Annotated in this window: 25 protein-coding genes; 20 read left to right on the plus strand and 5 right to left on the minus strand. The window is 36.0% G+C overall.

Translation table 11 applies throughout. From position 1 onward, the window contains the following. Positions 1–325 precede the first annotated feature (325 nt). Positions 326–1,228, minus strand: a complete 903-nt coding sequence (locus C9J37_RS07110; RefSeq protein ID WP_107894824.1) for a glutamate biosynthesis transcriptional regulator GltC — start codon at positions 1,226–1,228, stop codon at positions 326–328. 247 nt (positions 1,229–1,475) lie between these two features. On the opposite strand from C9J37_RS07110, the gene C9J37_RS07115 reads away from it, so the two are divergent. The 7 genes from C9J37_RS07115 (at position 1,476) to sufB (ending at position 11,118) form a co-directional block, all read left to right on the plus strand. Then, positions 1,476–4,421, plus strand: coding sequence for a histidine kinase (locus C9J37_RS07115; RefSeq protein ID WP_167397273.1), 2,946 nt, complete (start codon positions 1,476–1,478; stop codon positions 4,419–4,421). Beyond that, complete coding sequence (locus C9J37_RS07120; protein ID WP_107894826.1) at positions 4,393–5,151, plus strand: response regulator; 759 nt, start codon at positions 4,393–4,395, stop codon at positions 5,149–5,151. The genes C9J37_RS07115 and C9J37_RS07120 overlap by 29 nt, the downstream gene beginning before the upstream one ends. Before the next feature lie 792 nt (positions 5,152–5,943). Then, positions 5,944–6,723 carry a Fe-S cluster assembly ATPase SufC gene (sufC, locus tag C9J37_RS07125; protein WP_024362714.1) on the plus strand — a complete coding sequence of 260 codons (780 nt, stop codon included), beginning with the start codon at positions 5,944–5,946 and terminating at the stop codon, positions 6,721–6,723. Between the two features lie 18 nt (positions 6,724–6,741). Beyond that, positions 6,742–8,049, plus strand: coding sequence for a Fe-S cluster assembly protein SufD (sufD, locus tag C9J37_RS07130; RefSeq protein WP_107894827.1), 1,308 nt, complete (start codon positions 6,742–6,744; stop codon positions 8,047–8,049). After that, positions 8,049–9,278 (plus strand): cysteine desulfurase, encoded by a 1,230-nt coding sequence (locus C9J37_RS07135; protein ID WP_107894828.1) that lies wholly within the window; start codon positions 8,049–8,051, stop codon positions 9,276–9,278. Before sufD ends, C9J37_RS07135 begins: the two co-directional genes overlap by 1 nt. After that, on the plus strand, positions 9,268–9,696 hold the full coding sequence (gene sufU / locus C9J37_RS07140) for a Fe-S cluster assembly sulfur transfer protein SufU (RefSeq protein ID WP_024362717.1): 429 nt from the start codon (positions 9,268–9,270) through the stop codon (positions 9,694–9,696). Before C9J37_RS07135 ends, sufU begins: the two co-directional genes overlap by 11 nt. A gap of 24 nt (positions 9,697–9,720) precedes the next feature. Further along, positions 9,721–11,118 (plus strand): Fe-S cluster assembly protein SufB, encoded by a 1,398-nt coding sequence (gene sufB, locus C9J37_RS07145; protein ID WP_024362718.1) that lies wholly within the window; start codon positions 9,721–9,723, stop codon positions 11,116–11,118. A 734-nt stretch (positions 11,119–11,852) separates the two neighbouring features. On the opposite strand, the gene C9J37_RS07150 is transcribed toward sufB, so the two are convergent. Together C9J37_RS07150 and C9J37_RS07155 are read right to left on the minus strand one after the other, a co-directional pair. After that, positions 11,853–12,083: a hypothetical protein gene (locus C9J37_RS07150; RefSeq protein ID WP_107894829.1), complete on the minus strand. Its 231-nt coding sequence runs from the start codon at positions 12,081–12,083 to the stop codon at positions 11,853–11,855. 117 nt (positions 12,084–12,200) lie between these two features. Continuing rightward, positions 12,201–12,572, minus strand: coding sequence for a hypothetical protein (locus tag C9J37_RS07155; protein ID WP_107894830.1), 372 nt, complete (start codon positions 12,570–12,572; stop codon positions 12,201–12,203). A gap of 234 nt (positions 12,573–12,806) precedes the next feature. On the opposite strand from C9J37_RS07155, the gene C9J37_RS07160 reads away from it, so the two are divergent. From C9J37_RS07160 to C9J37_RS07210, 11 genes are all read left to right on the plus strand, one after another. After that, complete coding sequence (locus C9J37_RS07160) at positions 12,807–13,664, plus strand: DUF72 domain-containing protein (protein WP_107894831.1); 858 nt, start codon at positions 12,807–12,809, stop codon at positions 13,662–13,664. Beyond that, on the plus strand, positions 13,664–14,485 hold the full coding sequence (locus C9J37_RS07165; RefSeq protein ID WP_025220403.1) for a sulfite exporter TauE/SafE family protein: 822 nt from the start codon (positions 13,664–13,666) through the stop codon (positions 14,483–14,485). Before C9J37_RS07160 ends, C9J37_RS07165 begins: the two co-directional genes overlap by 1 nt. Before the next feature lie 16 nt (positions 14,486–14,501). Beyond that, entirely contained in the window at positions 14,502–15,869 is a 1,368-nt protein-coding gene (locus C9J37_RS07170) for a bifunctional metallophosphatase/5'-nucleotidase (RefSeq protein WP_107894832.1), read from the plus strand. A 35-nt stretch (positions 15,870–15,904) separates the two neighbouring features. Next, positions 15,905–17,014, plus strand: coding sequence for an HD-GYP domain-containing protein (locus C9J37_RS07175; protein ID WP_107894833.1), 1,110 nt, complete (start codon positions 15,905–15,907; stop codon positions 17,012–17,014). 44 nt (positions 17,015–17,058) lie between these two features. Next, positions 17,059–17,829 carry a sporulation protein YunB gene (gene yunB / locus C9J37_RS07180; RefSeq protein ID WP_024364830.1) on the plus strand — a complete coding sequence of 257 codons (771 nt, stop codon included), beginning with the start codon at positions 17,059–17,061 and terminating at the stop codon, positions 17,827–17,829. A gap of 115 nt (positions 17,830–17,944) precedes the next feature. Continuing rightward, positions 17,945–18,868 carry a lipoyl synthase gene (lipA, locus tag C9J37_RS07185; RefSeq protein ID WP_107894834.1) on the plus strand — a complete coding sequence of 308 codons (924 nt, stop codon included), beginning with the start codon at positions 17,945–17,947 and terminating at the stop codon, positions 18,866–18,868. A gap of 34 nt (positions 18,869–18,902) precedes the next feature. Further along, positions 18,903–19,256 (plus strand): YutD family protein, encoded by a 354-nt coding sequence (locus tag C9J37_RS07190; protein WP_107894835.1) that lies wholly within the window; start codon positions 18,903–18,905, stop codon positions 19,254–19,256. Between the two features lie 155 nt (positions 19,257–19,411). Next, entirely contained in the window at positions 19,412–20,236 is an 825-nt protein-coding gene (locus C9J37_RS07195; RefSeq protein ID WP_107894836.1) for an undecaprenyl-diphosphate phosphatase, read from the plus strand. 959 nt (positions 20,237–21,195) lie between these two features. After that, positions 21,196–21,378, plus strand: a complete 183-nt coding sequence (locus C9J37_RS07200) for a hypothetical protein (RefSeq protein ID WP_107894837.1) — start codon at positions 21,196–21,198, stop codon at positions 21,376–21,378. A 413-nt stretch (positions 21,379–21,791) separates the two neighbouring features. Then, positions 21,792–22,319, plus strand: coding sequence for a D-glycero-alpha-D-manno-heptose-1,7-bisphosphate 7-phosphatase (locus tag C9J37_RS07205; protein ID WP_107894888.1), 528 nt, complete (start codon positions 21,792–21,794; stop codon positions 22,317–22,319). A 64-nt stretch (positions 22,320–22,383) separates the two neighbouring features. Further along, on the plus strand, positions 22,384–22,563 hold the full coding sequence (locus C9J37_RS07210) for a hypothetical protein (RefSeq protein WP_107894838.1): 180 nt from the start codon (positions 22,384–22,386) through the stop codon (positions 22,561–22,563). Between the two features lie 163 nt (positions 22,564–22,726). Here C9J37_RS07210 and C9J37_RS07215 read toward each other — a convergent pair whose 3' ends face one another. Continuing rightward, complete coding sequence (locus C9J37_RS07215; protein ID WP_069509851.1) at positions 22,727–22,993, minus strand: DUF3055 domain-containing protein; 267 nt, start codon at positions 22,991–22,993, stop codon at positions 22,727–22,729. An 88-nt stretch (positions 22,994–23,081) separates the two neighbouring features. Here C9J37_RS07215 and C9J37_RS07220 point away from each other — a divergent pair, with 88 nt between their 5' ends. After that, the gene (locus C9J37_RS07220) at positions 23,082–23,534 is read left to right on the plus strand and encodes a DUF86 domain-containing protein (RefSeq protein WP_107894839.1); all 453 of its coding nucleotides are present in this window, start codon (positions 23,082–23,084) and stop codon (positions 23,532–23,534) included. Then, complete coding sequence (locus tag C9J37_RS07225) at positions 23,531–24,283, plus strand: TIGR01457 family HAD-type hydrolase (RefSeq protein WP_107894840.1); 753 nt, start codon at positions 23,531–23,533, stop codon at positions 24,281–24,283. The genes C9J37_RS07220 and C9J37_RS07225 overlap by 4 nt, the downstream gene beginning before the upstream one ends. 136 nt (positions 24,284–24,419) lie before the next feature. On the opposite strand, the gene C9J37_RS07230 is transcribed toward C9J37_RS07225, so the two are convergent. Then, a complete protein-coding gene (locus C9J37_RS07230; RefSeq protein WP_024364838.1) occupies positions 24,420–24,656 on the minus strand; it encodes a YuzB family protein in 237 nt (78 codons plus the stop codon). Positions 24,657–24,962: the final 306 nt, after the last annotated feature.

Here is a 24,962-nt window from a genome sequence, read left to right on the forward strand (position 1 = left end):
TTCATAATTTTTTGCTGTATGGAGACCTTAGCTATTCTTGCTTTTGCAATAAAAAAATTAGAAGTGTTCACTAGTTGTTGGTAGCGAAGGCGGTGACTCCTGCTCAGAACAGCACACAATGTAAGACGCGGGCATTCCGCGCGTTAGCGAGGGTTGCGGCTTACGGTGCTGAGCGGAAAGCACCGCCGTAGCGGACAACAACGGCATAGCAAAAAAGTGTTAGATTGATTGCAGTCAATCTAACACTTTTTCTCTTATGTCCCAACCTCTTTTTACTGTGAATGTTGTTGTCGCACCGTCGTCGGACGCATCTCAATTGTTTAGGTCATTGAAATTGTGAAAGTCGAGAATAGAAATTAGTTACGAACTCTAAAAATATTTTTTCAGATGGAGCGATTTCACGATTTATCGGTGAAATAATGCCAACAGTTCTTGGTATTGTAGGTGATTCAATGGGTACCTTAATCGTGAAGCGGGCAGCTGAATCATATAGTGAGCTATCAGGAAGTAAGCTAACGCCAATTCCAGCTGCAACTAGACCTTTTAAGGCATCTAAGTCTTCACCTTCCGAGATTACATTCGGTAAAAAGCCAGCAGCACGACAAGCGTCCATTGCAACTTTATGCAATATATAGCCGTCTGGAAATAGAACGAAAAGGTCATTACGTAAGTCTGCCAGTTGAATGCTTTCTCGTTTAGCTAATGGATGGTTTGCTGGCAATAAGGCTGCAATGTTTTCTGTAAATAGTATAGTTGATTGGATTGCCTCGTCCTTTGGGGGAAGCGGTCCTAAAAATGCTAAATTTAACTCACGGTTTTTAACAGCATCAATTAAAAAGCGATAAGAGCCCTGACGCAATTGGAATTGCAAATCTGGGTATTCGCGCTTAAAGGCTGAAATAACGGTCGGTAGCACATAGCTTGCTAGGCTTGTAGGAAAGCCTATCTTAATAGTACCTTTTGCAGGGTCTAAATATTCCTCTACCTGCTTCGCTGCAAAATCTATGGCTTTTAAAGCAGTAATCGTATGTTCGAGAAAAGTTTTTCCAATCGGTGTTAATTTTACATTTCGACCGACGCGTTCAAAAAGTGGTGTGCCTAATTCGTCCTCTAAATTAGCAATTTGACGACTTATTGCTGACTGAGCAACATGAAGATGTTCAGCAGCTTCTGAAATATGTTCCCGTTCTGCAACCTCCACAAAATAACGTAATTGACGTAACTCCACTGGATATTCACCTCTATTAATCGAAAAATCCGATTGATTATACTTTAATTATATAATATTTAATATATAAATAGTCTGAAAAAATAGCATAGTGCGAAAGAAAAATATGATAAATTACAGAAAAGACAATTGGAACTGAAAGATTTAACACAATCTTTTAATGATCATATTAAAAAAGGGAAATTACACTTATTCTGTTAGTAATTTGAGAGTTGTGTCTTGTAAGATGTATATGAGGTGGAAATTTATGATAAAGAAAGGAATTAGCTGGCTACTAATTCTACTGGCCATTACAATGTTAGCTGGTTTAACATTTAACGATCAAGATACGAGCAATACAGATTTGCAAGCAAAAGATGGCATATTAGATCTTACGGGTATTTCTAAAAATGAAAAAGTAGTTGCCTTGTCAGGTGAATGGAAGTTTGTTGGCAATGAATACGTAAAGCCAACAGATATTCTGCAAAATGCAAAGGTGGAAATTGTGCCGGGGCCTTGGAAAGAAAACGTCCAATATGGTACTTATCAGCTTCAAGTTACATTGCCTGCCCATTTCGATAAACTAGGCATCCGTGTAAGAAATATTTGGTCTGCACATCGCCTCTTTATCAACGGAGAAGAGTTTGCGTCTTACGGAACGCTTGGAACGCAAAAGGAGGGGGCAGTACCGAGTAATCCAGTGTATGAAATATATTTTAAGCCTAAAACAAAATCACTGACCATTACATTGCAAGTAGCGGATTTCTATAATGCACGACATGGCGTCATTTTTCCAATTGATCTTGGTGATGCAGAAACGATTGCCAACGATGTTGTAAAGGATGTTAATTTAGAAAAAACGACAATCATTATCTTATTTATTTTTTCGATTTTTCATTTTAGCTTGTATTTATTAAGGACAAAAGATCGAGCTTTTTTCTACAGTGCTCTGTACTTTTTCACACTGGCATTATTAGTATCTACAAGAGGCGAACGGACGCTTATTCGGGAGTACCCTGCCATCTCCTTCGAATGGTACTTTCGATTACAAGATTTTATTACGTATATCAATGCCGTTACGTTATTCTTTTTCTTTGTCTATACCGTTGAAACGCTAGTCAAGCGTCGAACAGCTATTACGCTGGCGATGCCGCTTATCTTATACGGAGTAGGAACGCTACTCTTACCTGCAAGGTCATTATCATTTTTACAATATTTCTTCTTTGGATACATAAATGTTTTGGCTTTAATCATTATTGGGAGATTGGTCCACTTACTTATCACTAAAAGTACGAAAATACCTAGAAATGAACTAATGATTTTAAGTGCCTCGATGATTTCACTACTTATCTTTTCGATAAGTGGCGCAGTCGATCAACTTTTTTTCTCTGGAAAAAATGTTCTGAATCGGGCGGGACTACTATTTTTTATTCTAGGCATGAACGTCTTTCTTGCAATGCGTCTTATTAATCGAACGACGGAAGCGGAAGTTTTTAGCGAAAGATTGGAAAAGGCTACAATAGGTAAAGATTCTTTTTTAGAAGTTACAACAAAAGAACTCGAACAACCTCTTTATCATGCACTGAACGTCACAAAATCATTATCAGCACATCGAACTTTAATAGAGCATCAATTACTTGAGCAACAACTTGAACGTTTACTATATTTAGTAAATGACTTAAAGGATTTTACAAGAATCCGTTTCCAAGATTTTCATATTGACGTTCATCCGGTAAATGTGCAAATGATTTTCCAGCATGTCGTTAAAATGCATGAACGTACGATGGAAAAAGCAAATATCCGATTTTATACGCATGCAGATAGTCAATTGCTAATACAAGCAGATGAGCAAAGAATTAGTCAAATAGTTTATCGTGTGGTGGAAACAGCCATTGCTCACGCGGTCAATGGAGAAGTCGTCCTAACGATTATGCATCATGATGCAGATGTAAGAATAGTAGTTGAAGGGACTGGACCTGACGTTATCAAGCAAATCGCTGCAGACGAAACGGGTCAATCAATCGGAAAAGCAATAATTGAACAAATGGGTGGCAGCTATTCGGTAGATATTTTACATAATGGCATAAGGTTTTTAATCACATTGCCTTTTGGGGGATATGAGAAAAACCTACACAATAAAACAGATTATATTCTGCCATTACCCCTTCCAACACTAAATGATAATTTACCAAATTTATTGATTGTGGAGGATGATGTTATACATGCAGAAGTATTGCGAAGTTTGCTTCAGAATCATTACGCAATATCTTTAGCGCATAGTGCTGAAGAAGCGCTTTACACTATTCAGCATAAAAAACCGGATTATTTATTAATCGATGAAGTGATGCCGGTGATGGATGGCTTAGTGTTAACCAAACAAATAAGAACTCAATATAGCTATATTGAGTTACCGATTATCATGCTAGTAGCTAATGAATATCCTACGAATATTTCACTTGTACTTGAATCAGGCGCTAACGATTACATTCGAAAGCCTGCATCCAAGGAATCATTATTGGCACGACTCTCTGCCATTTCTTTAACGAAAGAAGCGATGACGAATGCTATTGAGCATGAAATGAACTTTTTACAAGCGCAGATTAAGCCACACTTTTTATATAATGCACTTAGTAGTATTATTTCCTTCTGTTATACAGATGGAGAACGTGCAGGCCATTTATTAACCATGTTGTCTACGTATTTACGATATATTTTTGATTCTGGAAAAGAAGGACATCGAGCAACGCTTGAAAAAGAACTAGAAATCATTCAGGCTTATGTTGAAGTTGAACAAGCTCGTTTTGGTAGTAGATTAAGCGTTGTAATTGAAATTGATGAATCAATTGATACAGCAAAAGTTGAGGTGCCTAGCCTGCTTATACAGCCTCTTGTCGAAAATGCGATTCGTCATGGAATTTTTGAAAAAGAAGGAAATGGCTGTGTCATTGTGAAAATAGAAAAAGAAGAAAATTTCCTTGTCGTTCAAATTATCGACGATGGCGTTGGGATGACAGCAGAACAAGTAGCCGCTTTAACAATGGGGAAAAATATCAGTTCTAATGGAATTGGTTTTACGAACGTATTACGTCGTGTTAAAGAGTTACCAAAAGCTTCGCTCATGATTCAATCTAAATTGGATGAAGGAACTACAATGATTTTAAAACAACCTTTAAAGGAGCATGCCAATGTGGAAAATTATTATGGTAGAAGATGAAGAACCTATTCTAAACTTGCATAAGCGTTTACTGGAGAAGAGTGGTCTTTTTAAGGTTATTGCATCTTATACTTCGCCCATAGAAGCAGCCAAAGAGCTTTCAACAATTCAGGCAGATGCGATTCTGTTGGATATCGAAATGCCTAAAATAAATGGCTTAGAGCTTGCGTTAAAGCTAGTAGAGGAAGGGATTGATGTACCAATCATTTTTTCGACAGCTTATACGAAGTATGCAGTAGATGCTTTCCGCGTACAGGCGCTTGATTATGTCTTAAAACCGATGACACCGAATACGGTCCTACAGTTAGATGAACGACTTGCAAAATATTATGGTCGTCAGAAACAACACAATATTGCGAAGCTTGAAGTTCGCCTTCGAGGTGAAGCAGGAACTCGTATGAACGGTCAAGCGATTAAATGGCGTACAAAGGTAACAGAAGAACTGTTTTACTATTTGCTGCTGAATGAAGGAGTTGTCGTTTCTAAATATCGTATTTTAGATGATATTTGGCCAAATCTTGATGAGCGAAAGGCACTAGCGAACCTTTATAATACGATTTATCGCTTGCGCCAGCTATTTAATGAATTAGAAGTGCCAATCCAAATTGAACGTATCAATGACGGCTATGAGTTAAAAACAAATAATGCCGTTGTGCTGCAAATGCCCAATGAGCCTGATTCATTCCTTCTTGAATCAAAGGGCTATTTATGGGCATATAAAATAAGCTGAATTATATTTTTAAAAAATAGTAAAGAAGAGATCTTAAGACAAAAGCGTTAGATTGACCTGCTAGCAATCTAACGCTTTTTTGCTATGTTGCTAATGTCCGTTACAACGGCTATGCGCACGCGCTAAGAATGCACCCCGTTATATGCCACGCTTTGTTGCATCTCCATTTCTATGTTGTTCCTACTATAGCCATGTCCTTTGCTACAACTAGTATGCTCTCTACATTGGTAAAATAATTGCAAAGGAAGGAATCACTAGGTTTTCCATTCATTGAACCTAGCTAAAAGTTACGAACAGGTTTATTCTTGTTTTTTATATTTACATACAAAGTTTTATGGAGACTTCTGCTGAAAGCAAATTAAATTTTCATCATACAGTAAAAAAGTGTAAATCTGCTTGATGTGTTTATTATGCTAGTACTCTATAATTTTATTTCTTGAAGTGATTCCATTCGAATGAAATAGGATATAGTATAGATAGGGTTGTTTGTGCGTATTTGTCACAAAACCGTTACAATTAACGCTCTATGCGAGGTTTCCACTATGTAGCTAGATGAAATCTATTCTCAATTAGAGATATTTCATTGAAAATAAACTTTGTTGATTCTCATTGTCAGTTTCGATTTCCAATAATCTGAAAATGCTTACAAAGTCTTTATATTTAACGATTTCATCATTGAAAAGTGAAAGTGGTCAAAATGGTTTGCATAGAGAACGATTTTCAGTTAAGATTAGAATGATAATAATTAAGGAATGGTTGCCCATTCATAGAACACATTATGGAGGTATTTTCATGTCAACTTTAGTAATTAAAGATCTTCACGTTGAAATCGACGGGAAAGAGATTTTAAAAGGCGTAAACCTTACAATTAATACAAATGAAATCCATGCAATTATGGGACCAAACGGAACTGGTAAATCAACACTAGCTTCTGCAATTATGGGACACCCTAAATACGAAGTTACTTCTGGTACAGTTGAACTTGATGGTGAAAACGTACTTGAAATGGAAGTTGATGAGCGTGCACAAGCAGGTTTATTCCTTGCGATGCAATACCCATCAGAAATCGCTGGTGTGACGAACGCTGATTTCTTACGTTCAGCTATTAATGCACGTCGTGAAGAAGGCGACGAAATTTCACTAATGAAATTTATTCGTGAATTAGATAAAAATATGGAATTCCTTGAAATGCATGAAGACATGGCACAACGTTATTTAAATGAAGGTTTCTCTGGCGGTGAGAAAAAGCGTAACGAGATTCTTCAATTAATGATGATTAAACCAACTTTTGCTATTTTAGATGAAATTGACTCTGGTCTTGATATTGATGCACTTAAAGTTGTGTCAAAAGGTATCAATGCAATGCGTGGCGAAGGCTTTGGATGCTTAATGATTACGCACTATCAACGTCTACTAAACTACATCACACCAGATCACGTACACGTAATGATGCAAGGTCGTGTTGTAAAATCAGGCGGCGAAGAATTAGCACAACGTTTAGAAGCAGAAGGTTACGATTGGATTAAAAAAGAACTAGGAATCGAAGAAGAAACAGAAGAACAAGAAGCATAAGAAGGAGGACGAACTAGCATGACAGTGGAACTTAACTTGCCTGTAACAGTACAGGACGTGCGCTCGTTCTCAGAAGCGAATGGTGAGCCAACTTGGTTTGCAGAGCTTCGTACGGCAGCACTAGACAAAGCAGCTGGTTTAGATATGCCAAAACCAGATAGAACAAATATTACAAAATGGGATTTTATGAACTTCCCAACTCACACAGTTGTCAGTGAAGAATTAACTTCATTAGATGCATTACCAGAAGAGGCAAGAGGGTTAATTAATCTTGAGTCTCAAGAAAACTTATATATTCAACGTAACAACACACCAGCGTTTATTAAAACGTCACAGGAGCTTGCTGACAAAGGCGTTATTTTTACAGATATGTTAACAGCTGTACGTGAACATGGTGAGCTTGTACAAAAGTATTTCATGACTGAAGCAGTAAAAGTCGATGAACATAAATTAACTGCACTTCATGCAGCACTTGTAAATGGTGGCGTATTTGTTTACGTACCGAAAAACGTCGTTATTGAGCAACCGTTACAAGTAGTATTTTTAAATGATAATGCCGAAGCTTCTCTATATAACCATGTATTAGTTGTTGCTGAAGCCAATGCAGCTGTCACATACGTAGAAACATATATTTCTACAGTTGAAGAAGCGAAAGGTCAGGCTAATATTATTTCCGAAGTCATTGTACAAGATAACGCGCAAGTAATTTACGGTGCGGTTGATGTACTGGCTAAAGGTTATACTACTTATGTAAATCGTCGTGCTCGTTTAGCGCGTGATGCAAAAGTAGACTGGGCACTAGGTTTAATGAATGATTCAGATACAATCTCTGAAAACATTACACACCTTATCGGTGATGGTTCTCATGCAGATACAAAAACAGTTGTAGTTGGTCGCGGAGAGCAAAAGCTAAACTTCACTACAGAAGTTCGTCACTGGGGTAAAAACTCAAATGGTCACATCTTGAAGCACGGTGTGATGAAAGATGCAGCACAGTCAATCTTTAATGGTATTGGTTACATTGAACACGGTGCTACAAAAGCGGATGCACAGCAAGAATCACGTGTGCTAATGCTTTCTGAAAAAGCTCGTGGCGATGCGAACCCAATTCTTTTAATTGACGAAGATGATGTAACAGCAGGACACGCAGCATCTGTAGGACGAGTAGATCCACTACAACTTTATTACTTAATGAGTCGTGGTATCTCGAAAGCAGAAGCAGAGCGCCTTGTTATCCATGGATTCCTTGCGCCAGTTGTTACGCAATTACCAATTGAGGGCGTTCAAAAGCAACTGACGGAGGTTATTGAAAGGAAAGTTCGCTAATGATCAATAAAGACATTAAAAGCTATTTCCCAATATTAAATCAACAAGTAAATGGTCACCCGCTTGTTTATCTTGATAGTGCAGCAACATCTCAAAAGCCTATTCAAGTAATTGAAGCAATTAAGCATTACTATGAATTTGATAACTCAAATGTTCACCGAGGTGTGCATACATTGGGGAATCGTGCGACTGACAAATACGAGGGTGCTCGTGAAAAGGTTCGTAATTTCATTAATGCGAAAACGACAGAAGAAATTATTTTCACTCGCGGTACAACAACTGCGTTAAATACAGTAGCTTCTAGTTATGGTCGTGCAAATGTTGAGCAAGGTGATGAAATTGTCATCACACATATGGAACACCATTCTAATATTATACCTTGGCAACAGCTTGCAAAAGAAAAAAATGCAACATTAAAGTACATTGACCTTGAGGCAGATGGAACGCTTGACCTAGAAAAGGTTCGAGCAACAATTACGCCGAAAACAAAAATCGTGTCTGTATCCATGGCATCAAATGTTCTTGGTACGATTAATCCGATTAAAGAAATTGCTAAAATTGCACATGCCAATGGAGCAGTTATGGTAGCGGATGGTGCACAAGCAGCACCGCATATGAAAATTGATGTGCAAGACCTAGATGTCGATTTCTTAGGATTTTCAGGACATAAAATGTGCGGACCGACTGGAATAGGTGTACTATATGGTAAAAAAGAGCACCTTGAAAAGATGGAGCCAATTGAATTTGGTGGCGAAATGATCGACTTTGTTGGATTACATGATTCAACGTGGAAAGAATTGCCGTGGAAATTTGAAGGTGGTACACCTATTATTGCAGGAGCAATTGGTTTAGGAGCTGCTATCGATTTCTTAACTGAAGTAGGGTTAGACAATATCGCAAAGCATGAACATGCGCTTGTAGGCTATGCGATGGATCAGCTTGAAACAATTGACGGACTTAAAATTTTTGGCCCACGCGATCCTATGAAGCGTTGTGGACTTGTTACATTTAACTTAGATGATGTACATCCGCATGATGTTGCAACTGTTCTTGACATGAATGGCATCGCTGTTCGTGCCGGACATCATTGTGCACAGCCACTAATGAAATGTCTCCAACAAGTAGCGACAGCGCGTGCAAGCTTTTATCTGTACAATACGGAGGAAGATATTGACCGCTTAGTTGCTGGGTTGCGTTCAGCGAAGGAGTATTTTGGCGATGTCTTTTAATAATTTAGATCAACTATACCGTTCAGTAATCATGGATCATTATAAAAATCCTCGTAACAAAGGATCTTTAGAAACAGATGCTGTCACAATTGATATGAACAATCCGACTTGTGGTGACCGTATTCACTTAACACTTAAAGTGAATGATGGTGTTGTAGAAGATGCGAAATTTGACGGTGAAGGCTGTTCAATTTCGATGTCTTCTGCATCGATGATGACTCAAATCATTAAAGGGAAAAAAGTAGCAGAAGCATTAGAACTTGCTGATATTTTCTCAAAAATGATGATGGGTGAAGAATATAGCGATAAATACGACCTAGAGGATGTCGAAGCACTGCAAGGTGTTTCACAATTCCCTGCACGCATAAAATGTGCGACATTGGCTTGGAAAGCAATGGAAAAAGGCGTAAAAGAATAATAATTCGTGAACGGAGGAGAAATAATGGCTAAAAAAATGCCGGATATTGGCGATTACAAATACGGATTCCATGACAAGGACGTATCAATTTTCCGTTCAAAACGTGGTTTGACTGAAGAAATCGTCCGTGAAATTTCAAATATGAAGCAAGAGCCAGAGTGGATGCTTGAATACCGCTTAAAAGCGCTTGAAACTTTCTATACAAAACCGATGCCACAATGGGGTGGCGACCTTGGCGATTTAGATTTCGATGAGATTACGTACTACGTTAAACCATCTGAAGCTACGCAAAAATCTTGGGATGAAGTACCTGAAGAAATTAAAGCAACGTTTGATAAATTAGGTATTCCTGAAGCAGAGCAAAAATATCTTGCTGGTGTATCAGCTCAGTACGAATCTGAGGTAGTATACCACAACATGAAACAAGATCTTGAAGACCTTGGTATTGTGTTTAAAGATACTGATTCAGCTTTACGTGAAAACGAAGAGATTTTCAAAAAATATTGGGGCAAAGTAATCCCATACACTGATAACAAATTTGCTGCATTAAATTCAGCAGTTTGGTCAGGTGGTTCATTTATCTACGTGCCACCAGGTGTAAAAGTGGAAACGCCTTTACAAGCATACTTCCGTATTAACTCTGAAAACATGGGGCAATTTGAGCGTACGTTAATTATCGTTGATGAAGGCGCACACGTACATTATGTTGAAGGATGTACTGCTCCAGTTTATACTACAAACTCTTTACACTCTGCAGTTGTAGAGATTATCGTCGAAAAAAATGCTTACTGCCGTTATACAACGATTCAAAACTGGGCAAATAATGTTTACAACTTAGTAACTAAACGTACAGTTGTTGAAGAAAACGGTACGATGGAATGGATTGACGGTAATATTGGTTCAAAATTAACGATGAAATACCCAGCTTGTATCCTAAAAGGTGAAGGCGCTCGTGGTATGACATTATCAATTGCATTAGCTGGTAAAGGACAACACCAACATGCTGGGGCAAAAATGATTCATATGGCACCGAATACATCTTCTACAATCGTTTCTAAATCGATTGCCAAACAAGGTGGTAAAGTAACATATATGGGTCAAGTTCGTTTCGGTCCTAAAGCAAGTGGTGCACGTGCTAACATTGAATGTGACACGTTAATCATGGATAATCAATCTACTTCGGATACAATTCCATACAACGAAATCTTAAATGATAATGTTTCTTTAGAACATGAAGCGAAAGTTTCAAAAGTGTCAGAAGAGCAACTATTCTACTTAATGTCTCGTGGTATTTCTGAAGAAGAAGCAACAGAAATGATCGTAATGGGCTTTATCGAACCATTTACGAAAGAATTACCAATGGAATACGCAGTAGAAATGAACCGTCTTATCAAGTTCGAGATGGAAGGCAGTATCGGGTAAACGTCCGGTAAACCTTTCTACATCAGCGTTTCTGTATGGTATGTGTAAGGTGAAATGTGTGAAATACCTACAAATCATCCACAAATTATAAAATTATATGTTTTTTATAGAGATCGAGTGCATTGCGCTCGATCTTTTTTATTTATATATAAGTAAGTAATTGCTGTATAGCGATTTATGACAATACAAGTCTTATCTTTAGCTTGGAAGATGCATCCGAGAAATAGAAAGCTACAGTTATGCTGTAGTAGGATAAAGGGACAAGAACATAGCGAGGTTTATGATGAATCTGTTACCTAGGTTGAATAGACCAACAAATTAGATAAGACACTCGAGGGAAATGGATCGTAAAAGACTATAAAAATTATTATTACTATAACCGAATCCAAACAAAACTTAAAACAACCAGTAGCCGGTTCAATACCGACAACTGGTTGAGTGATGCTATTTTAATTGTTGTCCTATATACCAGGTTTAGTCCCATTTTATGCTATCGACCTTTTCTAAATTAATTACAAAACAATGGTTTGTGAACATTGTTTATGCGTTTTTTTTATAAATTTTCTCCCAGAACTTGTTATACAAAAAATTTAAATATTTTAAGCGATCCTGCACCCCTTGTTTAAGATATAATCTTATCATCGTAGGTCTGTATTTCCCTAACGCTACAAATCTACTTTATATTTAAGAGGGGTTGTCTCATCCTAATTTTATTTTATTCTAATGAAGATCATTTATAGAGGATTACTATACATTCTGCCAGTAAATGTAGCTATATATTCCCCTTTAATATACTCATGTTTTACATATTTTAAAACATTCCTCATTACGCCGTAAACTTCATGATAATACTCATAGGGTACTTCCTTAGGAATTAATGAAGGTGTAGGAAAAGTCAAAGTGATTGTTTGAATATGATCATAAACCCAAAATGGTGATACATCAGTTTGTGTTTGTTGTATCAAGGTATAGTTGTTTCTCTTGCCTGAACAGTTGGATTAGAAAAAGGTAAAATAAATGAAGCAACACTTACCATCAATAAACCTTTATTAAAAAAGTTATTCATATATAACACTCCTTTTTTAATAATTAATTTTACCTGCGAAAGTTGCTCTCCAAGTATATTGAAGCTTTTCTACTTCTCCAGTTCTTATTAGTTTGCCATGATACCATTTACCATCAATATACTCTTCGTAATAGATTGAATCTGGGACTGCAGCAGCAGAAGTATATTCTTTTTTTACAGTTTTAGTTATTGCAGTCCAAGGCCATCCATAAGTTGTAACCTCATCTTTATTTATTTGGTATAATTTACCACTCGTATCACCAACCTTTTCTTTTGTATAATCTTCACTTACCTCATCTGTCGTCAATGCTTGTGGCTGAATAACAATTGAACCAAACGAAACAACCAAAATCAAAGCTACTATGAAATAAATGATTTTTTTTTGCACTTCCCTTGCCCCTTTCCTTTCATTTTTTAGAATGTTTGGTTAAAATCGCATCTATTATAAAACATAGGTGAGAATATTGCAAAAATTTTGATATTAATGTCGGGATCTATTAATGATTTTCAACGTTTTAAGTAATCCTGCATTATCAATTATAATCAACTGATGGTTCTGATTTTTGTAAGTATTTGCACTAGAAAGTGTATGCTATCATTAGGTACATAGGGAGGGAGTCTTATGATTCGAATTGGGTTAACAGGCTGGGGCGATCATCCTTCGTTATACAGTGGTGTGACTGCCTCAAAGGACAAATTATTTGATTATGCAGGTCATTTTTTAACAGTAGAAGTAGACACATCATTTTATGCAATTCCATCAGTTGACAATGTGCGGAAATGGTGTGAACTAACACCACATTCATTCCGTTTTGTTATAAAGGCTTATCAAGGAATGACCGGTCATTTACGTGGGGAAATCCCCTTCGAATCCAAAAATGATATGTTTAACGCGTTTATCGAGTGTGCCAATGAATTTAAACGTCATGGAAAATTAGCGATGGTACTTGCACAATTTCCACCATGGTTTGATTGTCAGTCAAAAAATGTCCAATATTTATTGTATATTAGGCAACAATTAAAAGAGTTCGATGTGGCAATTGAATTTCGTAATCGCACGTGGTATGCAGACAAGCTTGTCCAGCAAACAATGGATTTCTTGCAGCAACATCAATTTATTCATACGATTTGTGATGAACCACAAGCAGGTATTGGCTCTGTTCCCTTTTACCCTAAAGTAACGGCAAATAGGGCACTTGTACGCATTCATGGTCGTAATATTCATGGTTGGCGTAATACTGGCAATCTGGAAAACTGGCGCAAAGTTCGGTTTCTATATGATTATAATAAAGAAGAATTGCAACAACTTGGCCAGCATATTCAAGCTATACAGCCAAAGGTACAGGAGCTATTTGTGTTATTTAATAATAACTCAGGGTTGCATGCTGCGAAAAATGCAAAGGAGCTTCAGGAGCTATTAGCAATACGAGATGTTGGTTTAGCGCCAAAACAATTAAATATGTTTGAAGGAGAAATATAATGGAGTTTATTCTTTTAGTTATCATTGCACTAGCATCGGGGCTAATCGGCTCTCTTGTTGGGCTAGGTGGAGGGATTATTTTAGTACCGGCTACTTTATTTGTTGGCTTAAATCTTGGGTTGCTTCCAGATATAACACCGCAAAAGGTAGTTGGCCTATCTGTTGTGATGATGATTTTCACCGGGCTAGCATCAACATTAAGCTACATGAAATCCAAAACGGTGGATTATAAAAGTGGTTTTATATTTTTTTTAGGTAGTGTTCCAGGAACAATGGTAGGTGCATGGGTAAATAAAGGATTGGATTTACCTTCATTTAATTTATATTTTGGGTTATTGTTAATTGTTATATCGATTATTTTACTTGTACGCGATAAATTAAAACCTGTACAATGGTTTGTGAAAAATGGTACACAACACCAGTTTATCGATGCATCGGGACAAACATATGTTTACGGCTATCCGATTTGGTTTGCGTTGTTGTTCTGCTTTGCAGTTGGCTTTGCATCAGGATTATTTGGTATTGGTGGCGGCTCGATGGTTGTGCCTGCAATGATCATATTATTTTTATTTCCACCCCATGTGGCAGTGGCAACATCCATGTTTATGGTGTTCTTAACATCCATTGTGAACTCCGCAAGCCATATTTATTTAGGTCATGTACCATGGCTTTATACGATTCCAGTTATTCCTGGGGCTTATATTGGAGCTAAGTTAGGAGCAGCACTCAATAAAAAAATTAAATCAGATACACTTGTCCTGGCACTTCGAATTATTTTATTATTATTAGGAATTCGTTCCATTATAGAGGGCTTATTGTAAAGAAGAGGTGGCTGGAATGCTAGAAAAAATTCATATTTTTCACACAAATGATTTGCATAGTCATTTTAAGTATTGGCCACGCATGCAAAACTATGTCAATGCGCAACGTGCTCAATATGCAGCTCTAGGGGAAACTAGCTTTTTAGTTGATGTTGGAGATCATCTAGATAGGTCAAATATTTATACAGATGCGACTATTGGGAAGGGAAATGTCCAATTATTAAACGATGCAGGTTATGATGTTGTGACAATCGGTAACAATGAAGGCATTACACTGTCTCATGATGAGTTGTTTCATCTATATGATGACGCGCTATTTGAAGTCGTAGTGGCGAACTTTAATGCCTTGAAGGGACAAAACCCAATGTGGCTAAAGCCTTACGTTGTGTTAACTACAAAAAATGACACGAAAATCGCGGTTATTGCAGCGACAGCTATGTTCGAAATTTATTATAAGGAATTGCAATGGCAAATAGACGATGCACGAAGTTCCCTTATTCGATTAACCCATCAACTGCGTAAAGAAGTAGACATTGTTGTTTGTCTGTCACATTTAGGAATTACTGAAGATGAACTGCTCGCAGAGGAATGTCCTGAAATTGATGTTATCTTTGGGTCTCATACGCATCATACATTGCCAAATGGAAAGTTCATCAATGGTGTATTGCTTACTGGCGGAGGAAAATTTGGCCAATATACTGGACATCTCGTGATAGAATATGATAAAAAAACGAGAGAAATTGTTGAAAAAAAGGATACTTTAATTCATAATAAGGACTTGCCAATTGTTGAAAATGAAAATGAATTTTTGCTAACTTTAGAAGAAGAAGGCAAAAGGTTATTAGACAAGCCTGTATTTTCAACAGAAAAAATGTACAATAAAGAATGGTTCCATTACTCACAATTATCTCACTTATTTGCGCAAGCAATTATAGAAAAAAGCGGTGCAGATTGTGCGTTATTTAATGCAGGGATTTTTTTAGAGGGCCTTCCAAAAGGAACGGTAACCGCGCTTGATTTACATAAAATTTTTCCACATCCAATTAATTTATGTACAATCGAATTGTCGGTATCTGAAATAAAAGAGATTTTTCAGCAATCGAAAAATGAAGAGTGGCCCAATATGGAGCTTAAAGGATTAGGGTTTAGGGGCGTTGTTTTTGGTAAGATGCTGACGTATGGCTTTGCAATGAATGAGGAGCGTCAATTGCTCATTAATGGAAAGATTGCAGATAATGAACGTACTTATAAATTAGTAACGCTGGATTTATTTACGTTCGGTTATTTTTATCCTAGCTTTAAATATGCAAAGAAAAAATATATTTTACCTGATTTTTTACGAAACATTATGTTAGATTATGGGCAAAGTTTCTTTAAGCGATAGATAAAATGCTTTAAGAATGGATTGGGGAAGAAGTCATGCGATTAATTTCAATCGATGTATTAAAAGAAGGAATGGTACTAGGAAGAACCATTTGGAATGAGGCAGGTCATCCACTTTTAAAGAAAGACGTTGTCATTAATGAACGTATTATTGAAAGACTTCAACAGTTGAATACGCATTATTTATATATTGATGACAAAATTTCTGAAGGCATTGAAGTCAAGGAGACAGTTCCTACTGATGTCCGGAATAAAGCCATTTCAACTATTAAAGATTCTTTCCAATCATTGAATGGTTTAAGTACGGTGAATGCCTCTTATATACTGGATCAACAGTCGAAAGCGATTGTCACGATTGTCGATGAACTACTCTCAGCTATTACGGGTAATAATGAAATTTTAACGGTTTTAACAGATGCTTATTTATTTGATGAATATTTATATCAGCATTCTTTTCATGTGACTTTATACTCGATTGCAATAGCAAAAGAATTAGGTCATTCTGCTGAAGATCTTCGTTTAATTGGTATTGGTGCCTTATTGCATGATGTTGGAAAGCTTATGGTGCCGAAAGAGATATTAAAAAAACCAGGTCGCTTATCACATGAGGAATTTGAGATGATGAAAATGCATACGCGTTACGGGTTTGATTTATTACGTAATTTGCATTCTATTTCCTTACTGGTTGCACATTGCGCTTTTCAACATCATGAACGCATTGATGGAAGTGGTTATCCACGTGGCTTAGTTGATTTTGAAATCCATCCATTTGCCAAAATTATTGGTGTAGCGGATGTATTCGATGCGGTGACGACAAACCGTGTATATCGTGAAAAAATGCTACCATCACAAGGGCTTGCCATTGTTGAAGCCGGCTCAGGCACTATTTATGATGCACGAATTGTTAATGCATTAAAAAGATCGGTTGTCCATTATCCGAATGGGCTGATTTTAAAATTATCAGATGGTCGCCGAGGCATTGTTTCTAAACAAAATACGTTTGATGCTGCCTTGCCATGGATTCGAATTTTTGAAGAGCGTAATGAATTACTTACAGCGACATATGAAATTAATTTAGTGGACTATCCAACTGTAAAAATTGATAGTATTGAAACTGATTATGTAGTACCAACGAGAGTCGTATAATTTGCTCCTCCTGTTCATACGTTGTAGAACAGGAGGAGATTTTTTTGTTTTTCCCTCGAAAAAGGATGAAATTGCGAACGAATCATAAAAGAGGAATGCAGCTCAATCGTTTAACCTTATTAATTGTCGCAAGTATTATTTGTATCGCATTATTTCTGTATTTTTTAAATGAGCGTCTTAAACCCACATATTTGGAATATGCAGAAGTGCAGACGAATAAAATTGCGTCGTATGTTGTTAGTAAAGCCATTAACTCACGTACTTCTAACGTATTGGACGTTAATGATATAATCGAAGATGTACCATCTGGTACGTCAGTGACCACAAAATTTAATACAGAAATTATTAATAGAGTGCGTGCAGAAACACTTGAACTTGTGAAAATGTATTTAGAACAAGCTGAGCACGGAGAATTGTCCCATTTACCGGATTTAGATAATGTTGAATATGATGTGAATAAAATTCAACAAGGAGATGGTATTGTCTTTTTCGTTCCGCTTGCACAGGCTGCTGATATTCCTTTACTCGGTAATTTAGGGCCTAAAATACCCATACGTTTTCATGTAATTGGCAATGTCCATAGTAATGTTACAGCGGATATTAGAGAATTTGGTATTAATAGTGCGTATGTCGAAGTTGGCATTCATATAGAAGTGAATGTCCAAATAATTGTGCCATTTGCTAGTAAGTCAACGACGGTATCACAGGATATTCCTGTAGCAATGGGGTTAACGAGAGGACCAGTACCAAATATTTATACGAATGGCACAGATGCGGTACAGCCATCTATAGAAGTGCCGGTGCCATATCAATAGAAATGTTAGGTTGAGAGTAAATGTTAGTTGTTGCAGTTCGTGTAATATGATACATTGACAACAGTGATGGTAGATCATATTCAACAAAAGATTACTTTGATAGGGGCGAAATTGTATGACATCCTGTAAACCTACTAGCAATGAAAAAGAAGAACATGTAAGAAAACCTGATTGGCTTAAAATTAAACTAAACACGAACGATGAATATAAGGGTCTTAAAAAGCTTATGCGTGAAAAAAATCTTCATACAGTATGCGAAGAAGCACGTTGTCCAAATATTCATGAATGCTGGGGTGAGCGTCGAACAGCGACAATGATGATTTTGGGTTCAGTTTGTACACGCGCATGTCGTTTCTGTGCTGTCAAAACGGGTTTACCAAATGAGTTAGACCTTGCAGAACCAGAACGTGTGGCAGATTCAGTAGCGATTATGAACTTAAAACATGTTGTTATTACAATGGTGGCTCGTGATGATTTAAAGGATGGCGGTGCAGAAGTGTTAGCGGAAACTGTGCGCGCTATTCGTCGTAAAAGCCCTTTAACATCAGTAGAAGTATTGCCTTCAGACCTTGGAGGTATTAAGGAAAATCTTCAACTTCTAATGGATGCAAGACCAGATATTTTAAATCATAATATTGAAACAGTACGTCGTTTAACGCCAAGAGTACGTGCGCGTGCAAAATACGAACGTTCTTTAGACTTTCTTCGTTTAGCAAAAGAGATGCAACCAGACATTCCAACTAAATCATCATTAATGATTGGCTTAGGTGAAACGCATGAAGAAATTTTAGAAGTAATGGACGATTTACGTGCGAATAACGTGGATATTATGACAATTGGTCAATATTTACAACCAACAAAAAAACATTTAGCTGTAAAAAAATATTATTCGCCTATTGAATTTGGTAAACTTCGCAAAATTGCAATGGAAAAAGGCTTCAAGCATTGTGAAGCAGGCCCACTTGTACGCAGTAGTTACCACGCAGACGAGCAAGTGAATGCCGCAACAAAAGAGCGACAATTACAGGCTGAAGTGTAATGTAATTTAGTAGACTTAGAAAGGTGGTGTCACTTTGATCATTATTGAAGGATATGAATACGAAGTTGTTGAAGATTACCGTGAAGCTTTTCAGGAAGAAGTCTTTAAGGAGCGGTACTCAGACATTTTAGTCAAATATGATTATATTGTAGGCGACTGGGGCTATAATCAATTGCGGTTAAAAGGTTTTTTTGATGATAAAAATCAGAAATCTACCTTTGATACAAAAATCAGTACGCTACAAGATTACTTATATGAGTATTGTAATTTTGGCTGTGCTTATTTTGTATTGCGTAAATCCGGTAAAGCTATTTTGCAGCCAGACGTTGTAATAAATGAAGCTACCGAAGTGACAAAACCAAATGACAATGAACATATAGCAGAATAGCTATAACGACCTGATGTGAAATTCGCATCAGGTTTTTTTATTTATAGGGGTTATGAAATATTTAAGAGCATTCAACTAATTTAGAGTGCAATTATTATAATATATAATGAAATAACTACCATTGTAGTAATTTTTGAAGAAGGAGAGGAACAACTATGGAATTTTTTGATCTAATTAAAGCGATTATCTTAGGTTTTATTGAAGGAATGACTGAGTTTGCACCTGTTTCATCAACGGGTCACTTGATTATTGTAGATGACATGTGGCTACAAACAAAAAATCTATTAGGAGATAAAGCTGCCATTACATTTAAAATTGTTATTCAATTAGGTTCAATTTTAGCTGTTTGTCTTGTTTTTTGGAAACGTTTCGTTAGTCTATTAGGGTTCTATAAAATAAATAATCATACTTCAACGGCTCACTTCAATTTATTACATCTTGTTATCGGTTTATTACCAGCAACGATACTAGGTCTAATTTTTAAAGATTTGATAGATGAGCTATTCAATATAAAAGCGGTTATAGTGGCGCTTATTATCGGTGCCAGTCTGATGATTGTAGCTGATAAATTTGGTCCTGAAAAACCAAAAGTTGTATCGTTGGATCAAATTACATATAAACAGGCATTTATGGTTGGACTTATGCAATGCTTATCACTATGGCCTGGATTTTCACGTTCAGGAGCGACGATTTCAGGTGGTGTTTTATTTGGAATGAGTCATCGAATAGCAGCCGATTTTACCTTTATCATGGCTGTACCAATTATGCTAGGAGCGAGTGGTGTATCAATTATTAAAAATTGGGATTACTTATCTTTTGATTATGTAGGATTTTATACTGCCGGTTTTATTAGCTCGTTCGCTTTTTCTCTTATTTCTATTCGATTCTTTTTAAAGTTGATTTCTCGTATTAAACTGACGCCATTTGCAATTTATCGAATTATATTAGCGATCATAATAGCTTTTATCGTATATTTGTGATGCACTTAGCTATTGAATAGTATAAAATTACATAATATTAAATTTTTATAATATAACAAAATAATAAGGATTATGGTCTGCCGTATTTGTTCGTATTGTTTGCTGTTGGCTTACCTATAATGTTCTTGTGACTATTCCAGCTAAAACTGCAACTGTTTTGCTTGGGAGTATAGTATTAGTTCGAGATAAAATAGAATTATGGAATATTGTAAAGCAATTAAATCAGATAGGATTTAAACGGAGAACATCATTTTGGAACTATAATTAAGATTAAGTCACTCTAATGGTAATTGAAGCACAGTAGATTCGAATTATAGTGTTTTAGTAGGAGCATGATGTTTAAAAGTAGATTGGTCATAATCCAGTCGCTTTTAATAAATATGCTATTGATTATCAAATGGCGGGATCTAGTTTAAGTCAGGGAGCTCGTTATCAGTTGTATTATCAATCACCAAAAGAGAAGGTGAAGTAGGCTTGGTAATAATGAAACTTTCTTAATATTTTTTGTAGTATGATACAGTAAAAATGAAAATATTCAGATAATAAAAATATCATTTTATTCTTGAAATATCTTTTATATCATACTAAAATGAAGCCATATATACCATTTAACATTAAGCCACTTTAATGTTTTAATAGTAAAGAATCAACTCTTACAATTCATAATGAGCTTGAGGAGCTTCTTTCCCCTTCTTCTGAGCTGCTGGCTTATTTTTCAACACTTCTTCTTATTAGATGATTAATCTATTTGTTCCTCGAGCATATCTTATTGATTTCCAAATTTTGTACAAAGACTTCCATAATGCCTTATTAATTGCTAAAAGATTTCTATTTATTTATTCCATTTTCTGAAAATTGAAAAATGTTATTACTTTTATTCTAAAAATATAATAAGTAATCTATTTTTGTTTAAAAAGTATTTAATATTAATTGATAATTAAGAAAAAGGAGGAGTTTTAATGAATATCGGGAATAGTACTATTATTATAGGTGTTGTCCTCATTTTGATTGGTCTAGTTTACAAACTCTTCTATAATAGCTTTATTTATTTTAAATATTTATTTGAGATAGGGTTTATGTTATTTGGCATAGGTATTCTAATTGATGGGATTGAAAAAATGAAGAAGAAAAAGAACATATAGGAACTAGACAGGTACCAGGGGATTGGATTTTTTAAATTTTTTAATGATATTTAAATTGATGGTCAAATTTTAATAAGCAATGAAATTAAACATAAAGTATTGGTAATGGTGGATTTAAAGCATTTAAAGCAGCCATTCAAAAAGGTAAGAGCGTTAATTCAACTATAGGGCTGTAGTCTAAAGACTTTTCTATGAAAAATAGAAAAGTCTTTTTATATGTTTCGCAATGTCAACTGTAATATAAATACAAGAAGGTATGATGGTCATACGCTGCTATTCCCAGTGACTAACTAGTCTTTTTTGTGAAATGCTTATACTTGAAACGAAAATGAAATGTATTTTTCAATGTGCATTTATAAGTTGAATTATAATGGGGCACGATATAATTGATTCTTATTAAAGGTGTGATTTTTATAAAAAGAGCAGTCTTTTTGGACCGTGATGGGGTTATTAACGAAGTGTTGACAAAAAGAGTTAAATTTGTGAATAAACCGCAGCAACTGTTTTTCTTACCACGCGTACCAGAAGCAATAAAAAAATTGAATGAGTTTTTTGATTTTGTCTTTGTTGTAACCAATCAAGGTGGCGTAGGCTTAGGATTTATGAAAGAAGGTCAGCTCAAAAAAATACACATGCATATGACAAATGAATTAAAGACACAAGGTGCTATCATTCATGAAGTCGTGTATTGCCCTCATAAACCAAAAGCTGGTTGTGATTGTCGGAAACCAAATAGCAAGTTAATTGTAGACCTTGCTGAAAAATACAATGTGGATTTATCAAAATCTTATATGGTGGGGGATACAGATACAGACATTATTGCAGGCAAACGAGCTGGTACAAAAGGCGTTTTTTTAGGTAAATATGATCCACTTGCGGATGCCGTATTCCCAGATTTAATAAGTGCTGTTGACTGGATAATAGAAGATGCACACTTATAGCTTTTATTGCAATAAAGTATAAATCACTTGAAAAAGGATAGTTTATAAAATGGAGGTGATAATTATGGCGAACGAGAAAAAAAAGAAAAGACAATTAGACCGTGAAGAATATGGATATGGATTTGATATTAGTGTGGATGATTTAGCTGTTATCGGGCAAAATAAACAGGCGAAAAAGCAAAATGATAATGAAAACAAAAACAAACCACATAATAAAGATAACCCTTCCACTTTAAATAAATAATGATACGTAAGTGGTCCTATATTTAGTGTAATTGATTCAAAAAATAAAATTCGATAGACATGATGGGATTTTGACAAAAAAATTTCGCTATATGCCAAAGGGTCTATTGCAGTCCCAAGCAAATGGATTAGCGAAATTTTTTTATTTAAATCTTTTTACAGTATTAGTTTAGTAATTCCCGTAAGTATTCACGCAGTTCGACTGTCTCTTCTTCCGAACGGTTGTATACGTGTTCAAGATAGCCAGGTTCTTCTATGTCATCTGGTCCTATAATCGCAAAACGGCCAAATTGGATATCCATCACAAGTACTTTGCCAAAGAAGCGGCCAGATTGTAAAATGGCTAAATCGTAGCGTAGTTTCTGTCCTGCAAAACTAACAAAGCGTGTTTTTGTATCTTCTACATCATCATATAAGAAAAAACGTTCCATCTTTTAATCTCCTTCCAGTCCTATAGATATGGTACTATAGAAGAGAAAAGACTATCAACTTTAAATGATTTGAATGGGGGCTTTCCTTGTGTATTTTGTAGATCGAAATAAAATCACAACAAACTTACAGTACTTAGATAAACTATTAGCTATTTTGGAGACAGAGGATAACTGGCTACAAAATGATATTAAGAAATTAGCGCTCGAACGTATTGGGCATAATGTAATGGAATCAATGATGGATGTAGGTAACTTAATGATTGACGGTTTCATCATGCGTGATCCAGGTAGCTATGAGGATATTATTGATATATTAATCGATGAAAAAGTCGTATCAACTGATATGGAAGCCTCGTTAAAAGCTGTTGTAGGCTTACGTAAAATGCTCGTTCGTGAATTCGCATCTGTAGATATAGCAGAAGTTGTGACGGTTTTAACAGCAAGCTTACCGGCTTTAAAGCAGTTTGCACCAGCAGTGAATAACTACTTAACAAATGAGCTAGGTCCCGTATCAGCATTTTTACCTGAGGATCATCAATGAAAACCTATAAGGCTTATTGCTTTGATTTAGATGGCACTGTCTACCGCGGAAAGGAAGGTATTCCTTCTGCGGTTGCTTTTATACAGCAATTACAGCAGCAAGGGATTGAGCCGTTTTACGTAACGAACAATTCTTCTAAAACGAGAGAGCAGTTACAAGAAGCTTTACACGCAATTGGCGTAGAAGCACCACTTCATCATATTTATTCAAGTGCTTTAGTAACAGCAAAGTATGTAGCGATGAATTTCCCAGACAAAAGAGTAGCAATGATGGGCGCTGATGGTATTCGATTGGCGTTGTTAAATGAAGGGATTGAACCTGTAGACAATGAGCCAGATGTATTTGTTATGGGCATCGATCGCACATTAGATTATATGGCACTGGCAAAGGCTACAATTGCTGTACAAAATGGTGCTGCCTTTATTGCAACTAATCAAGATATTAAATTTCCAACTGAATATGGATTTTTACCTGGAAATGGCTCATTTGCGCGCCTAGTAGGAGAGGTAGCTGGGGTTGAACCAATCTACATCGGGAAGCCGTCTGCTGCAATGCTCGACATCATTGCGTTAGAGCATCGTTTGACAAAAGATGAGATGGTTATGATTGGTGATAACTACGATACGGACATTATGTGTGGTATTCATTTTGGCTGTGATACCATTCATGTCAATACAGGTGTAACACCAACAAGCGAAGTTTTAACAAAAGAACAGCAACCTACTTATTTAGTGGAAACGCTGGTTTAAAATTTTGTTCGAGGTATAAATTAACAAAGGATGTTATGCCGATTTTGGTATAACATCCTTTTCATATGTGTAACTTTATTTTGTTAGGACTCAAACTTTTTCGTAAATATATTGATGGTATCCATGTTGTCTACAATTACCATAATGGATTTTCATCAATAAATTGATATATGGCTTTTGTGAGCTCCTCTGGTGAAGCAGCTTCTACTAATTCACCATTGACAATCGCGTAAAAAGATTCAGAACACTTTGTACAGTAGCTAAGGCAGCCATATTCCAAAACATCGATATTTGGATCGCGTTCGAGTATTTCATAAGTTTTTTGTGAGCCATTTGCTAAATTACTTACACAAAATTCAACCATTGGATTCATATGTTCACCTCACCCTTGATATGCTACTAGCTTTTGAAACGTTCGTCAATGATTTAAATTGATTGAGTTGAAGTCGTTCCAGTTTATATGAATGCTGACTAACCGTTTATATGTAATGGGGATGCAAATTATTGAAAGATACTTTTGGATGTCACCAATTTTAAGTTAAACTTTTCGAGTCGGCTTATTTATCACGGGGCACAAATTCTGCCAAAATGTAATGGACTTTGGCATAATTGTTGTGTGAAAATGCAAAGAAGTAATCGATATTGTGAAATCTTTCACAAAATTGCAATCTTATATTGT

The sequence above is a fragment of the Lysinibacillus mangiferihumi genome (assembly GCF_003049665.1).
Classification (GTDB): domain Bacteria; phylum Bacillota; class Bacilli; order Bacillales_A; family Planococcaceae; genus Lysinibacillus; species Lysinibacillus mangiferihumi.